Below are 14,273 nucleotides of genomic sequence, written 5' to 3'. Positions count from 1 at the left end.
TTACCATTTTCCCGGGAACCTGCACGGCCGGTCGGCATCCAATGATATTATTCCGCCAACAGTGAGGGCGACCCGCCATGCGCCAGGCCCATGTAACGTCCCTGCCGCCGACCAGCTCGGGCGATGCCGAGCTGGTGCAACGCGCGCTCGCCCGCGACGAGGCCGCAATCCGCGCCATCATGCAGGCGAATAATCGCCGGCTGTTCCGGCTGGCGCGCGGCATCCTGCGCAACGACCACGAGGCCGAGGACGTGGTTCAGGACGCCTATGTGCGCGCCTTTACCCATCTCGACCAGTTCCGCGGCGACTCCAGCCTCTCGACCTGGCTGTCGCGGATCGCGATGAACGAGGCGCTCGGCCGCCTGCGCCGCAGGCACAGCAGCGTCGAATGGTCCGATCTGCCGAAAGGTGCTCCTGAAGCCCAGATCATCCAGTTCCCCCTGTCGTCAACGGACGATCCGGAAAAATCCATGGCCCAGCGTGAGATCCAGCGCGTCGTCGAGCACGCGATCGACGAGCTGCCCGAGGCGTTCCGCCTCGTCTTCATCACCCGCGTGATCGAGGGCATGAATGTCGAGGAGACCGCTGAGATCCTCGGCCTCAAGCCGGAAACCGTGAAGACCCGCCTGCACCGCGCCCGCACCATGCTGCGCGACAATGTCGAGCGGAAGATCGGCCCCGTCGTCATGGAGGCCTTTCCCTTCGCGGGCAAGCGCTGCGAGCGATTGACCGAGGCGGTTCTGAAACGGCTGCGCGCCACGGCCTGAATTTTTCGGGAACCTCTGCTCGTCCGCACCATCCAACTCCTGTGCAAGCAACGACGCGCCGCGCGCTACGCCCGGCTCAACAGGAGTGTCAAACCATGTTCGTTCGATTGGGTATCGCGGTCGCCGCGCTCAGCCTCCTCAACTGCGCTGCGCTGGCGCAGGGCGCAAAGCCGACCGATCCGCAGATCGCGCACATCGCCTATACGGCCGGCGTGATCGACATCAATGCCGCCAAGCAGGCGGAAGAGAAGGCCTCCAACAAGGAGGTCAAGGCGTTCGCCAAGGACATGGCGCGCGACCACGAGGCGGTGAACAAGCAGGCGCTCGACCTCGTCAAGAAATTGAAGGTGACGCCGGAGGACAACGACACCAGCAAGGCGCTGTCGAAACAGGCGGCCGACAAGCTCGCCGAACTCGGCAAGCTGAAGGGCGCCGCCTATGACAAGGCCTATATCGACAACGAGGTCGCCTACCACAAGGCCGTCAACACCGCGCTGGAGACGCAGCTGATCCCCTCGGCCAGCAATCCCGAGCTGAAGGGCCTGCTGCAGACCGGCCTGAAGATCTTCCAGGGCCACCAGCAGCATGCCGAACACGTCGCGGCCGGCCTGAAGTAAGGAGGCGCGCGATGTTGCCAGGACGCTGTCTCGCAACGCTGGCTTTGCTCGCGCTCGGCGCGATGGCCGTCCCGGCGCATGCGGCCACCATCCAGATCGTGATGGAGAATCTGGTGATCTCCCCGGCCGAGGTGTCGGCCAGGGTCGGCGACACCATCGAATGGGTCAACAAGGACGTGCTGGCGCACACCGCCACCGCAAAGAACGGCGACTTCGACGTGACGATCGCGCCGAAGAAGACGGTCAAGTCGGTCCTGACCAAGGCCGGCACGGTCGACTATTACTGCCGCTACCATCCCAACATGAAGGCGGTGCTGACCATCGCACCATAGCCCGCGCGATGACCTCAGAGGTAATCGATCGGCGCACGCGAACCTTCGATAGTCCGGACCGCCGCACAGTCCGGCACTATCGAAGGAGAGCACCATGACCGACCATGCCACCATCGCCCGCCGCTATATCGATCTCTGGAACGAGCGGACGCCGAGCCGGCGTCGCGAGATGCTGAGCGAGAACTGGACCGCCGATGCGCGCTATATCGATCCGCTGATGAACGGCGACGGCCATGAGGGCGTCGACGCGCTGATCGCCGGCGTGCAGCAGAAGTTTCCGGACTTCCGCTTCAAGCTGATCGGGGAGCCGAACGGCTTCGGCGACCATGTCCGGTTCTCCTGGGGCCTTGGCCCTGACGGCGTCGACAGCCCGATCAAGGGCACCGACTTCGCCATGTTGAAGGACGGCCGGATCAGGAGCATCACCGGCTTCCTCGACCAGGTGCCGGGCGCCTGAGGCGCCGCTTCCACGCCGGCGACGTCGCTGCCAGAGCGTTTTCGAGCGAAGTGGATCCCGGTTCGCGTCAAGAAAAACGCGTCAAAACAAAGAATAGAGAGCCCCGTTCCGATTCCATCGGAACGGAAAAGGCTCTAGTCTTCCCGAAACACAGGGAGGACGCCATGAAGGCAGATTACGCCTTCGAGACTTCTGTCGTCAGCGACATCACGCCGGCGCTGCTGGCGATCGGCCGCGACATCTTTCCGCAGGCCCTGATCGGCGCGCTGCGCCGCGTCGCCGGGGTCGGCCATTGCATGGTGTTCTCGTTCACCGGTCCGCGGACCGCCGCGTGCCTGCTCGATGTCGGCAACATCCCGACCGGGCGCGACCTCGGGATCGCCTATTCCGAGCATTTCCATCAGGCCGACCCGAACCGCGATGCGGTGTTCGAGGGACGGGCGCAGCCCGCACCGATCGTGCTGCCGACCTTCGCCCGCCGCATGTACAGCGACGGCTACCGCAAGATCTTCTTCGACGACTCCGACATCGTCGACAAGTTCGCGTCCGCGATCTGGACCGGCGACACCTGCTTCTATGTCAACTTCTACCAGATCACCGCGCAAGGCCGCTTCAGCCGCGAGCAGATCGCGCGCCTGGCCGCGGTCGCGCCGGCGTTGACGGCGGCCGTGGCGCGGCATTTCCAGCGCGACCCGGCAGCGGATGTTGATCCGATCGAGCGGTTGAAGACCCTGTTTGCGACCGCCGAACCGCTCGCCAGGCTGACCGGGCGTGAGCAGGAGGTCTGCCTGCGCATCCTCTCCGGCCTCAGCTCGGAAGCGATCGCCGCCGAGCTCGGCATCGGGCTGCACTCCGCCCTCACCTATCGCAAGCGCGCCTATGACAAGCTCGGCATCTCCTCGCAGAACGAGCTGTTCGCGATCGCGCTGCGCCTGATGGCCTCGGCGCGCCAGTTGAACTGAGCGTGCTCCAGGCGATGGTCTCCCGCTGTCCCCAGCGGTGGGGACAGACGGGCCGCGCCGCCCGGCCTATGCTCGGTCCGAAAACCCGAGGCCAAACCGAGATCACGTCGTGAGCACCGCGCCCCATTTCAATATCGACGTCCCCGCCTTCTGGCAGGATCCCTACCCGGCGCTGGCGCGTATGCGCAAGGAGGCGCCGATCGCCTTCGTGCCGCAACTCGGCAGCACGCTGCTGTGCAGCCGCGACGACATCTTCATCTCCGAGAAGCAGATCGACGTGTTCTCGTCGCACCAGCCCGAGGGGCTGATGAACAAGCTGATGGGCCACAACATGATGCGCAAGGACGGCGATGCGCACATGAACGAGCGCAAGGCGATCTTTCCGGCGATCTCGCCCAAAACGGTCAGATCGCACTGGACGGCGCAGTTCGAAGCCCACGCGACGCGCATCCTCGACGAACTGAAGCCGGATGGCGTGGTCGATTTCGTGCAGGCGTTCGCGCTGCCGTTCTCGGCCGAATGCCTGAAGTCGATCACCGGCCTCACCAACATGCGCTTCCAGGACATGAACGCGTGGTCGCAGGGTATGATCGACGGCATCGCCAATTATGTCGGCGATCCCGCGATCGAGGCGCGCTGCCATGCGGCGACCTCCGGGATCGATGCCGCGATCGACGACATGGTCCCCAGGCTGCGCAAGACGCCCGACCTCAGCCTGCTCGGCGTGATGCTGCAGACCGACATGCCGATGGAGAGCGTGCGCGCCAATATCAAGCTTGCGATCTCGGGCGGCCAGAACGAGCCGCGCGATGCGATCGCCGGCACGGTATGGGCGCTGCTGACCCATCCCGACCAGCTTGCGCTGGCGACCAGCGGCACGATCCCGTGGCTGCAGGTGTTCGAGGAATATGCGCGCTGGATCTCGCCGATCGGGATGTCGCCGCGGCGGATCGCAAAGCCCTGGACGATCAGGGACGTCGCCTTCGAGACCAATGAGCGCGTGTTCCTGATGTTCGGCTCGGCGAACCGCGACGAGAAACACTTCGACAAGCCCGACGCGTTCGACGTGCGCCGCGACGCCAGCAAGAGCATCGCGTTCGGTGCCGGTCCACATTTCTGCGCCGGCGCCTGGGCCTCGCGCGCCATGGTCGCCGACGTCGCGCTGCCCGCGATCTTCAAGCGGCTGAAGAATCTGCGCCTGATCGAGCACCAGCCGGCGCGGATCGGCGGCTGGGCGTTCCGCGGCCTGCTGGATTTGCCGGTGACGTGGGACGCATAGCCCCCGTTACCGTCCCCAGCGCAGCACGACCGGATCGAGTGTCCGCGCGATCTCGATCAGCCCCGCGCGCGTCGCCGGATGCAGCGGTTGCAGCGGGTGGCGCACTGCATCGGACTTGATGACGCCGCCCTCGCGCATCAGCACCTTGCAGGCCTGCAGCCCGCATTGCCGGTTCTCGTAATTGATCAGCGGCAGCCAGCGCGCATAGGCCTGCACCGCCTCGTCGCGCCGGCCGGCGAAGAACGGATCCATGATCTGGCGGATGCCGTCGGGATAGCCGCCGCCGGTCATCGCGCCGGCGGCGCCGGCATCGAGATCGGCCATCAGCGTGATCGCCTCCTCGCCGTCCCACGGCCCCTCGATCTCGGCGCCGCCCTTCTCGATCAGGCCGCGCAGCTTGTTCGCCGCCATCGGCACCTCGATCTTGAAGTACCTGATATTGGCGAGCTCCTTCGCCATCCGCGCCAGGAAATCGACCGAGAGCGGCGTGCCCGCGACCGGCGCGTCCTGGATCATGATCGGGATGTTGATGGCATCCGACACGATCCGATAAAACTCATAGATGGCTGGCTCGCCGACGCGGAAGGTCGCGCCGTGATAGGGCGGCATGATCATCACCATCGCAGCCCCGGCGGCTTCCGCCTCGCGGCTGCGCGCGGCGCAGACCGCCGAGGAGAAATGCGTGGTGGTGACGATGACGGGAATGCGGCCGGCGACATGCTCGAGCACCGTATGCATCACGGTCTCGCGCTCGGCGTCGGTCAGCACGAACTGCTCGGAGAAATTGGCGAGGATGCAGATGCCGTGGGAGCCGGCGTCGATCATGAAGTCGACGCAGCGCCGCTGGCCATCGAGGTCGAGATTGCCGTTGGCGTCGAAGATGGTCGGCGCCACGGGGAAGACGCCGCGATAGGGGCGCTTTGCGACTGATGTCATGATAACGACCTCCCAGGTTGTTGTCGGATTTTCTTGTCAGCTCTGGCGGAACGGCAGCGGCGGGCCATCGAGCCGGCGCAGGCCCGGCTCGCGGCGCTCCAGCCACCAACCATACTGCTTCGGCCAGGACGCAAACACCTCGCCGCCTGCACCGCCGAGCGCGAGCTCGGCGTGCAGCGGCCAGTTCGGATCGAACAGCGCCTCGCGGCCGATCGCGACCAGGTCGGCCTGGCCGTTGGCCAGGACATCTTCTGCCTGCTGCGGATGCAGGATGAGGCCGACCGCGATGGTCGCAATGTCGGCGGCGCGGCGGATCTCATCGGCATAGGGCACCTGAAAGCCGTAGCCGCGCGGAATCCGCGCCGCGGTCGCCGAGCCGAGCAGGCCGCCCGACGAGCAATCGATCAAATCGACACCGCGCGCCCTGGCTTCGCGGGCGAACGCGACCTGGTCCTCGAGCGTCAGGCCGCCGTCGATACCGTCGACCGAGGAAATCCGCACCGACAGCGGCCGCTCCGCCGGCCAGGCCGCGCGCACGGTCTCGATGATCTCGAGCGGATAGCGCATCCGCCCGGCGCGATCGCCGCCATAGGCATCGGTGCGGCGGTTCGACAATGGCGAGAGGAATTCATGCAGCAGATAGCCATGCGCGCAATGCACCTCGACGAATTCGAAGCCGGCCTCCACCGCGCGCAAGGTGGCGCGCCGCCATTGCTCACGCAGCGCGGCGAGTTCGGCCGCGTCGAGCGCGTGCGGCATCAGCCAGCCGTCTTCCATCGGGATCGCGCTCGGCGCCACCGTCCGCCACGGCAGATCGCCGCGGCCGCGGTCGGCCTCATCGAGGGCGGCATTGCCGTACCAGGGACGCTGCATGCTGGCCTTGCGGCCGGCATGCGCGAGCTGGATCGAGGGCACTGCGCCATTGTCCTTGAGGAAGGCGGCGATCCGTTCGAGCGGCGCGATCTGCTCGTCGTTCCAGATGCCGACGTCGCCATGGGTGATGCGGCCCTCCGCGGTCACCGCCGCAGCCTCGACCGTCACGAGCCCGGCGCCGCCCTGGGCAAATTTACCAAGATGGACAAGGTGCCAGTCATTGGCCAAGCCGTCGGTTGCCGAATACTGGCACATCGGCGAGATCAGGATGCGGTTTCGGGAGGTCACGCCGCGAAGCGTGATCGGCTGAAACAGAAGCGGCTGCGACATCGGGACCTGCGGGACGGTGTTGGCGGGAGAAATCGTGGCGGAAAGCTAGGCGGCGCGCCCCGGGATCGCAAGTCATGCCGCGGCGCAGGCGGCAAGACCTGCACGCATGCAGCACTTGCGGAGCGGCGCGATCTGCAAAACCGGCAACATCTGCCGCAGAAAATTTCCCGGCGGGTAGACACTTTCGGTCATCCCCGGGTCACGTCACGGATCGCAATTCGTCGCGGACATCCCTACATTGTCGGCATGAAGAAAATCGGATTCCTTTCGTTCGGGCACTGGACGCCCTCGCCGCAGTCGCAGGCCCGCTCGGCCGCGGATGTGCTGCTGCAATCCATCGACCTTGCGGTCGCGGCCGAAGAGCTCGGCGCGGACGGTGCGTATTTTCGCGTCCATCACTTCGCCCGCCAACTGGCCTCGCCGTTCCCGCTGCTGGCGGCCGTCGGCGCCAGGACCAGCCGGATCGAAATCGGCACCGCCGTGATCGACATGCGCTACGAAAATCCGCTCTACATGATCGAGGACGCCGGCGCGGCCGACCTGATCGCGAGGGGACGCCTGCAACTCGGCATCAGCCGCGGCTCACCCGAGCAGGTGATCGATGGCTGGCGCTATTTCGGCTATCAGCCGGGCGAGGGCGAAACCGATGCCGACATGGGCCGGCGTCATGCCGAGATCTTCCTCGACATGCTGCGCGGCCAGGGATTTGCGCAGCCCAATCCACGGCCGATGTTTCCCAATCCTCCCGGCCTGCTGCGGCTCGAACCACTCTCGGAAGGCCTGCGCGAGCGCATCTGGTGGGGCGCCGGCTCGAACGCCACCGCGGTGTGGGCGGCGAAGCTCGGGATGAACCTGCAAAGCTCGACGCTGAAGAACGACGAGACCGGAGAGGCTTTCCACGTCCAGCAGGCCGCCCAGATCCGGGCCTATCGTGCCGCCTGGAAGGAAGCCGGGCACACGCGCGAGCCGCGGGTCTCGGTGAGCCGCAGCATCTTCGCGCTGGTCGACGATCGCGACCGCGCCTATTTCGGCAACGGCCAGGAGGAAGACCAGATCGGCTTCATCGACGAGAGGACGCGCGCAATCTTCGGCCGCGGCTACGCCGCCGAGCCGGACAGGCTGATCGAGCAGCTCAAGACGGATGAGGCGATCGCAGAGGCCGATACCTTGCTTCTGACCGTCCCCAATCAGCTCGGCGTCGATTACAACGCGCATGTGATCGAGACGATCTTGACCCAGATCGCGCCCGCTTTGGGCTGGCGCTGAATCCATCGCGAACGTCAGCGATACTCGCCCGGCGCGCAGCCTCGTCACATCGAGCAGGACCGGGATAAGGACCCGCGCCGGCCGTCTTCTAGGGGGCTGTTGAGAGGGAACGGCCAGGCGCGGGCTTGAACCGACCGTTCTCGCCGGAGGTCGGTCGGCTCTACTCGACCAATGCCGGAACCCGCGACATCGTTCCGGCGGAACTTCGTTCTCAAACGCGGAGAACTACGGAAACATAACTGCGCGTTGTGAGAAGAACAGGTCGAGTACGGTGCGTTAGGCGCGCACGTTGCGTGAACAGATCGCCGTAATATCCCGGGATAATAACGAAAGGCCGTCTGCGGATCCACTGGGTCAGGAATCCCTGTCGCGATTGCGCCGGGTGAGGTCGAGCCGATCGACGCGCTCATCGATCCGCCGGTTCAGCTCCTCGTCTTCTCGCGTATTGCTGCCGCGACGGGCGCGAACCACCAATGCACAACATCCGAGCAGAACGATCGCGAAGAACGCGTAGTACCACCATGCCATGCACTGATCTCAAATGAACGCTCGCGATACCGCCGGAAAAGTCATCGTTCAGGCCGATGAGGACGCGCCGACCTTGGCGCATAATAAGGGTTCACCAGACAGGTCGCCGGCATGCCCACAGCGCTGGCCTGGCACTGATCTATCGACGTGAAGATGCAGTCCATGCGCTCGCCGACCAACTCACCGTAAACATGCATGCAGACGGGATAGCGCGGATCATACATTTGCGCGGATGCCGGCCTCGTCATCCAAAGCGCGCCCAGCGCAAGCAGCAGCGCTCCAAGCAACCTCACGTCACGTCTCCTGCTGTCGCCAAATACATTGCCATGCCGACAAACTGTCCCGCGACATTTGCCTGAAGGCTGGAGCGGGCGAAGGGAATCGAACCCTCGTATGCAGCTTGGGAAGCTGCCGTTCTACCATTGAACTACGCCCGCGATCTCAATGCTTGAGGTCGCACCTCACGGGTGCGACCCGGCCGGACCATAGCCCGGGCGGAGGCAGCGGATCAAGCGCGCATTGGAGCCGATCGCCGCACCGCCCCCGCTAGTGGCCCATCCTCACGAGCACGTCATTGATGACAAAAGCCGCGGCGGCGGATGCGTCGCAGGTGCCGCTTCGTGCATAGATGCAGGCATCGGCGATGCCGACGCGGGCACAGCTTTGCCTTGAATAATCCGCCGGCAGATCACCGGCGGCCGCGGGCCGCGCGAGGATGCGATTGAAGGCCGGCTTGGTCGCCTGCAACAGCGGCGGCAGGATCAGCTCGGCGAGCGGATCGGCGGGCTCCAGCGCATAGAGCGGTACTGGGCCGACCAATCGTTCCCGCCCCGGCAACAGCTGGAAACGGACATTGTAAAGTGCGAGGCCGCACAGCTGCGGATCGCTGCGCAGTTCGGCGGCGAGCCGCGCTGCGCCGACACCGCGCGTCCAGTAGTCGCGCATCCCTTCGCTGGCGCCGGCGAGCGTCACCGAGAGCAAGGCCCAGCCGCCGGTGACGATCGGCAATGCCCAGCGGCGCCACCCGGGTTTTGCGCGCAGCCATTGCACCCAATCGGCCGATCCGAGCGCCGCGACGATGATGAACAGCGCCACCGACAGGAAGACGAAGCGGTATTCCTTGTGCGCGATCAGGCTGTGGAAGACGAGGTTGACCAGCGCCACGGCCAGCAACAGCGGCGCATGCCGCGCGCCGCGCCAGATCGCGGCGAGCGGCAACACGATCGCCGCCGACCACACGATCAGGAAGTTGGCGAGATAGGCCGAAGGGGGCGTCACGCCGAACTCGGTCGCGCGATCGTGCAGCAGGTTTTCCTTGATGTTGCCGATCAGCCAGGCGAACGGCACGGCGCCATGCGCAAGGTCGATCGCGGCGGTGAGCACCAGCGCGGCGAGACCGCCCGCGATCAGGGGAATCAGGTTTCGCCAACGCATCCAGCAGGCGCCGAGCGCAAGCACGGCGATGGCCGGCGCGTACTGAAAGCGGCAGACAAAGGCAAAAGCGAGCAACGCGCCGCCGATCGCCAGATGCCGCTGCGACGGACGGCCGGTCACCAGCAGCGCCGCCGGCACGACCAGCGCCGTCGCCAACGGCTCGCCCAATGTGTGCGGCGAGAGCAGGATCAACTCGAACCAGACTGCCGCCGCGAACGCCGCGACGATGGCATGGGTTCGCGAAATCCGTGCACCAAAGAACCAGGCGCTGACCACGATCGACAGTGACGCAGATGCGGCGACCAGGCGCGGCACCAGGAAAGCGCCCTCGCCCCCCGGCGCAATCAAGCCGCCCACCGCGACCGGCCCGGCCAGCAATGTCGGCAGGAACCAGCCGCGAATGCGTTCGCGCCACTCCCACGTCAAAATGCCGTCATGGCCGAGCATCCGCCACGCCGGCTCGAGATACTGAAAGATCTCGTCCGGATACATCACGTTGGGCCAGAGCGCGGCCGCAAGGCGCAGGACCAATGCCAGCAACAGCAATGCGAACAGCGGATGAAGACGCCCGGTCGATGTCCCGGCCACGGCTGTGCTGCCGCGCGCCCCATCCGCGCCGGTGCTGGTCATCGTTCCGCCGATCGTACCGTGGAGCAGCATGCTGACGACCAGATAGCGGGCAAAGCCTTTAAGATGCGTGACTGATAAATTGGCGGGGTCACACAGAAGGGGCCGCGACATGGTTAGCTAAACGTCAAGATTCCGGATGCGCGCGCCGGCGACAATGTTAGGATCGCGCGCTGCGAGCGCCTTGCGCGCGTCCGGCGCGGTCTATTCGGTGGCACAGGCGCTCGGCCGCAATCCCTTCATGGTCATGGTGCCCTGCCACCGCGTGCTCGAGGCGGGCAATTATGCCGACCGGATCTCGCCGAACGGCGGCAGCATCTCGAAACGGCGGCTGCTCTCGATCGAGGGCGCCCAGCCGACCACCAGCAAGACCCTTTTTGATGTGCTGCTGCCCGTTGCACGACTCCGGCCGCAAGCTTAAATCCGGGGTATGGTCCGAACCACGCTCCTGCAGCGCGATCGCATCACGGTGAACGAGTTCCGCTGCACGGCGGAACCCGGCGACAAGCCGTTCGCCGAGCAGTTCGCCTCCCACTCGGTGTCCTATGTGCGCAGCGGCAGCTTCGGCTGCCATTGCCGCGGCCGTTTCCATGAGCTGGTGGCAGGCTCGATCCTGGTCGGCCATCCCGGCGACGAATACACCTGCACGCACGACCACGTGGTCGGCGACGAATGCCTGTCGTTCTTCCTCGACCCGGTGCTGGTCGAGACCATCGGCGACCGCGCGGCGGTCTGGCAGGTCGGGTCGGTGCCGCCGCTGCCGGAACTGATGGTGATCGGCGAGCTCGCGCAAACGGCGGCAGCTGGCAACAGCGACGTCGGTCTCGACGAGATCGGCCACCTCCTCACCAGCCGCCTTGTCGAGCTGGTGTCCGACCGCAAGACAAAGCCGCTCACCGCAGGCTTGCGCGATCGCCGCCGCGCCGTCGAGGCCGCGCTGTGGATCGACGCCAATTCACACCATCAGATCGACCTCGACGAGGCCGCCGAACAGGCCGGCTTGAGCACCTTCCATTTCCTGCGGCTGTTTTCCGCCGTGCTCGGCGTCACCCCGCATCAATATCTCGTGCGCTCGCGGCTGCGCCATGCGGCGCGGCGGCTCGCGGATGACGACAGCCCGGTCACCGACATCGCCTATGACGTCGGTTTCGGCGATCTGTCCAATTTCGTGCGCAGCTTCCACCGCGCCGCCGGTGCCTCGCCGCTCAAGTTCCGCCAGGCCTCGCGCGGCGACCGCAAGATTTTCCAAGAACGTCTCGCGCTGCAATAGCTAGGCTGCTCCCGTCCGCGCGTCTTTCGATGCGCTTAGCGACTGGAGATTCCTCATGTACGACCATATCGGATTGCGCGTTGCCGACCTCGACGCCAGCGTGCGCTTCTACACCGCAGTGCTGGCGCCACTCGGCTTCGTGCTCTGCTCGCGCGACGACAGCGGCGCCGGTTTCGGCCCGAAGGGCGAGCCCGCGCTCTGGCTGCATTTGCACAAGGGCAAGGCCCAAGGCGGCGCGCACGTTGCGTTCCGTGCCCCGAGCCATGACGCGATCAAGACATTCCATACCGAAGGCCTGAAGGCCGGCGGCAAGGACAACGGCGCGGCGGGCCATCGCAAGGATTACAGCCCGACCTATTACGCGGCGTTCCTGCTCGACCCCGACGGCAACAATGTCGAGGCGGTGTCGACCTAGCACACCACAGCTCCGCCGTCATTGCGAGCGGAGCGAAGCAATCCATCTTTCCGCCTGCTGCGGTGTGGATTGCTTCGTCGCTTCGCTCCTCGCAATGACGACACATCTGAAACCAACGAGGATTGAACAATGGCTTCCATTCACAAGGATATCCCGATCGACGCGCCGGCAGATCATGTCTGGGACGCGTTGCGCGATTTCGGCGCACTGCATACGCGGCTAGTGCCGGGCTTCGTGACTGACACGCAACTGGACGGCGACGTCCGCACCGTCAGCTTCTCCAACGGCACCGTGGCGCGCGAGACGCTGGTCGATTGCGACGACCAGCGAAAGCGGCTGGTCTATGCGATCAGCAGCGAGCGGTTGAAGCAGCATTCCGCCTCGGTGCAGGTGTTCGCCGAGGGCGACACGCGCTGCCGCGTGGTGTGGATCGCCGACGTGCTGCCGCACGAGGTCGCGCCATACATGGACGCGCAGATGGATCTCGGCGCGGCGGCGATGCAAGCCGCGATGGCCAAATCGGCCAGGGAGAAGAGCGCGGCGTGATCCGCTAGGTCATGCGACTGGCCGCGCATTTCGAACTATGACCGTCACCCTGAGGAGGTCGCGAAGCGACCGTCTCGAAGGGCGACAGTCCCGCTGTTTCTACGAGCGCACGCCGAAACACCTGGGCCGTCGATCCTTCGAGACGCCGCTTCGCGGCTCCTCAGGATGACGGATTTAATATCTACGACAGCGCCGGCTGCACTTCTGCGACCGGTGCCGACTTGCCCCAGCGCGTCAGGATCACGCTGAGGCAGGACAGCACGCCGAGCACGCCCATCGAGGCGGCGGCGAGTGCGAAGAAGTTCTGCGCGCTCGCCTCATGCGTCGACAGCCACCAGCCGCCGGTGCCGATGAAGATCAGCCGCGCTGTCTGCGCCAGCACCGGACCCAGCACCTTCGCGGCACCCTGCGAGGAGAAATACATCGACATCGCAAGGCCGATGAACGCGTACATCGGCGCGGCGGTCGAGAGATATTGATGGCTGGTCGCCCGCACGTGCGGATCATTGGTGAACAGATTGACCCAGAGGTCGGGGAAGACGGCGATGAAGCTGCCGACCACGCCGACCGCAAGGAACGACACCGTGCCCGCGGTCCAGGCGATGCGCCGGGCGCGCGCGACGCGCTCGGCGCCGACCGCCATGCCGATCATCGGCACCGAGGCGATGCCGACCGCGAAGGCGACGGAGGTCAGCATGAATTCGAGCCGCGCGCCGATGCCGTAGCCGGCGAGCACCGCGGTGCCGAACTGCGCCAGCATGTGGGTGAAGATCGAGATCGTCAGAACCGACTGCAACGGCGAGAAGCAGGACACCGCGCCGACCTTGAGGATGTCGATGAACATCGCCCATTGCACGCGCAGCCCCTTGAGTTTCGGCTTCACGCGGGCACGGCCCGAGAACAGATACCAGCCCATCACGCTGATGCTGATCGAATAGGCGATCAGCGACCCCGCGGCGACGCCGCGCATGCCGAATTGCGGCACCGGACCGAGACCGAGCCCGAGCGTGCCGCCGAGAATGATCTGCCACACCGCCGAGGACAGGATCATGGTCGACGGCAGCTTCATGTTGCCGGTGCCGCGCAGGATGCCGGCCATGGTGTTCATCAGCCAGGGCAGGATCGCGCCGCCGAAGAACACCTGCGAATAGGCGATCGCCTGCGCCAGCACATTGCCCCGGCCGCCGAGCAGTTCGAGCAGGCGCGGGCCGAAGATCAGCATGCCCAGCATGAACGTCAAACCAAAGGTCAGGCCGATCAGCAGCGCATGCATCGCCAGCGTCGAGGCGCGCTCGATCTCGCCGGCACCGAGCGCACGCGCGATCGCGGATGCGACGCCGCCGCCCATCGCGCCGCCGGACATCGTCATGGTCAGGATCACGCAGGGAAACACCAGCGCCATCGCCGCGAGCGACTCGACGCCGAGCCGGCCGATATACGAAGTCTCCGCGATCACGACGCAGGTGCCGGCGGAGAGCGCGATCACGTTCGGCCACGCCAGCCATAGCAGCGTGCGCAGGATCGGCCCGTCGAGCAGCGCATTGCGCGCCGGCTTGGTCACCGGCGGCGGCAGCGGCCGCTCTTGTTCGTCGACAGGAATTTCGGCGAGGCCGAGATCGGACATTTCTACTCCC

The 14,273-nt window shown here is 65.8% G+C and carries 16 protein-coding genes, 1 tRNA gene and 1 pseudogene; 11 read left to right on the top strand and 7 right to left on the bottom strand.

What is annotated here, in order from left to right:
• Window positions 1-77 precede the first annotated feature (77 nt).
• The 6 genes from ACVMDN_RS41240 (at window position 78) to ACVMDN_RS41215 (ending at window position 4,414) form a co-directional block, all read left to right on the top strand.
• Window positions 78-767, top strand: coding sequence for an RNA polymerase sigma factor (locus tag ACVMDN_RS41240; protein ID WP_076832431.1), 690 nt, complete (start codon window positions 78-80; stop codon window positions 765-767).
• Window positions 768-862: 95 nt separating this feature from the next.
• Entirely contained in the window at window positions 863-1,384 is a 522-nt protein-coding gene (locus ACVMDN_RS41235; protein ID WP_057016034.1) for a DUF4142 domain-containing protein, read from the top strand.
• Window positions 1,385-1,395: 11 nt separating this feature from the next.
• Complete coding sequence (locus tag ACVMDN_RS41230; RefSeq protein ID WP_194295405.1) at window positions 1,396-1,716, top strand: cupredoxin domain-containing protein; 321 nt, start codon at window positions 1,396-1,398, stop codon at window positions 1,714-1,716.
• Window positions 1,717-1,810: 94 nt separating this feature from the next.
• Window positions 1,811-2,173: a nuclear transport factor 2 family protein gene (locus ACVMDN_RS41225; RefSeq protein ID WP_076832433.1), complete on the top strand. Its 363-nt coding sequence runs from the start codon at window positions 1,811-1,813 to the stop codon at window positions 2,171-2,173.
• 164 nt (window positions 2,174-2,337) lie between these two features.
• Window positions 2,338-3,135 (top strand): helix-turn-helix transcriptional regulator, encoded by a 798-nt coding sequence (locus ACVMDN_RS41220; protein ID WP_076832436.1) that lies wholly within the window; start codon window positions 2,338-2,340, stop codon window positions 3,133-3,135.
• Window positions 3,136-3,244: 109 nt separating this feature from the next.
• Window positions 3,245-4,414 carry a cytochrome P450 gene (locus ACVMDN_RS41215; protein ID WP_076832438.1) on the top strand — a complete coding sequence of 390 codons (1,170 nt, stop codon included), beginning with the start codon at window positions 3,245-3,247 and terminating at the stop codon, window positions 4,412-4,414.
• Window positions 4,415-4,420: 6 nt separating this feature from the next.
• Here the strand turns inward: ACVMDN_RS41215 and ACVMDN_RS41210 are convergent, their stop codons facing one another.
• Window positions 4,421-5,350 (bottom strand): dihydrodipicolinate synthase family protein, encoded by a 930-nt coding sequence (locus ACVMDN_RS41210; protein WP_076832441.1) that lies wholly within the window; start codon window positions 5,348-5,350, stop codon window positions 4,421-4,423.
• A 36-nt stretch (window positions 5,351-5,386) separates the two neighbouring features.
• Window positions 5,387-6,553 carry an NADH:flavin oxidoreductase/NADH oxidase gene (locus tag ACVMDN_RS41205; RefSeq protein WP_076832443.1) on the bottom strand — a complete coding sequence of 389 codons (1,167 nt, stop codon included), beginning with the start codon at window positions 6,551-6,553 and terminating at the stop codon, window positions 5,387-5,389.
• Window positions 6,554-6,799: 246 nt separating this feature from the next.
• Between ACVMDN_RS41205 and ACVMDN_RS41200 the strand changes: the two genes are divergently transcribed.
• Complete coding sequence (locus ACVMDN_RS41200; protein ID WP_057016030.1) at window positions 6,800-7,819, top strand: LLM class flavin-dependent oxidoreductase; 1,020 nt, start codon at window positions 6,800-6,802, stop codon at window positions 7,817-7,819.
• A 354-nt stretch (window positions 7,820-8,173) separates the two neighbouring features.
• On the opposite strand, the gene ACVMDN_RS41195 is transcribed toward ACVMDN_RS41200, so the two are convergent.
• The 4 genes from ACVMDN_RS41195 to ACVMDN_RS41180 all read right to left on the bottom strand — a co-directional run bounded on the left by ACVMDN_RS41195 (window position 8,174) and on the right by ACVMDN_RS41180 (window position 10,522).
• Window positions 8,174-8,347 carry a hypothetical protein gene (locus ACVMDN_RS41195; protein WP_194295406.1) on the bottom strand — a complete coding sequence of 58 codons (174 nt, stop codon included), beginning with the start codon at window positions 8,345-8,347 and terminating at the stop codon, window positions 8,174-8,176.
• Window positions 8,348-8,388: 41 nt separating this feature from the next.
• The gene (locus tag ACVMDN_RS41190) at window positions 8,389-8,640 is read right to left on the bottom strand and encodes a DUF3551 domain-containing protein (protein WP_076832446.1); all 252 of its coding nucleotides are present in this window, start codon (window positions 8,638-8,640) and stop codon (window positions 8,389-8,391) included.
• 70 nt (window positions 8,641-8,710) lie between these two features.
• A tRNA-Gly gene (locus ACVMDN_RS41185) sits at window positions 8,711-8,784 on the bottom strand.
• Window positions 8,785-8,893: 109 nt separating this feature from the next.
• Window positions 8,894-10,522, bottom strand: a complete 1,629-nt coding sequence (locus ACVMDN_RS41180) for a glycosyltransferase family protein (protein ID WP_246786731.1) — start codon at window positions 10,520-10,522, stop codon at window positions 8,894-8,896.
• A gap of 61 nt (window positions 10,523-10,583) precedes the next feature.
• On the opposite strand from ACVMDN_RS41180, the pseudogene ACVMDN_RS41175 reads away from it, so the two are divergent.
• From ACVMDN_RS41175 to ACVMDN_RS41160, 4 genes and pseudogenes are all read left to right on the top strand, one after another.
• A pseudogene (locus tag ACVMDN_RS41175) lies at window positions 10,584-10,829 on the top strand (MGMT family protein); the annotation flags it as partial.
• A gap of 9 nt (window positions 10,830-10,838) precedes the next feature.
• Window positions 10,839-11,678, top strand: coding sequence for a helix-turn-helix domain-containing protein (locus tag ACVMDN_RS41170; RefSeq protein ID WP_076832452.1), 840 nt, complete (start codon window positions 10,839-10,841; stop codon window positions 11,676-11,678).
• Between the two features lie 55 nt (window positions 11,679-11,733).
• Window positions 11,734-12,093 carry a VOC family protein gene (locus ACVMDN_RS41165; protein ID WP_016843721.1) on the top strand — a complete coding sequence of 120 codons (360 nt, stop codon included), beginning with the start codon at window positions 11,734-11,736 and terminating at the stop codon, window positions 12,091-12,093.
• A gap of 129 nt (window positions 12,094-12,222) precedes the next feature.
• Window positions 12,223-12,639 (top strand): SRPBCC family protein, encoded by a 417-nt coding sequence (locus ACVMDN_RS41160; protein ID WP_076832454.1) that lies wholly within the window; start codon window positions 12,223-12,225, stop codon window positions 12,637-12,639.
• A gap of 181 nt (window positions 12,640-12,820) precedes the next feature.
• Here the strand turns inward: ACVMDN_RS41160 and ACVMDN_RS41155 are convergent, their stop codons facing one another.
• On the bottom strand, window positions 12,821-14,263 hold the full coding sequence (locus tag ACVMDN_RS41155; RefSeq protein ID WP_057016023.1) for an MATE family efflux transporter: 1,443 nt from the start codon (window positions 14,261-14,263) through the stop codon (window positions 12,821-12,823).
• Between the last annotated feature and the right edge of the window lie 10 nt (window positions 14,264-14,273).

Source organism: Bradyrhizobium sp. USDA 4510 (genome assembly GCF_054059095.1).
This window is presented reverse-complemented; position numbering and strand designations above follow the sequence as displayed.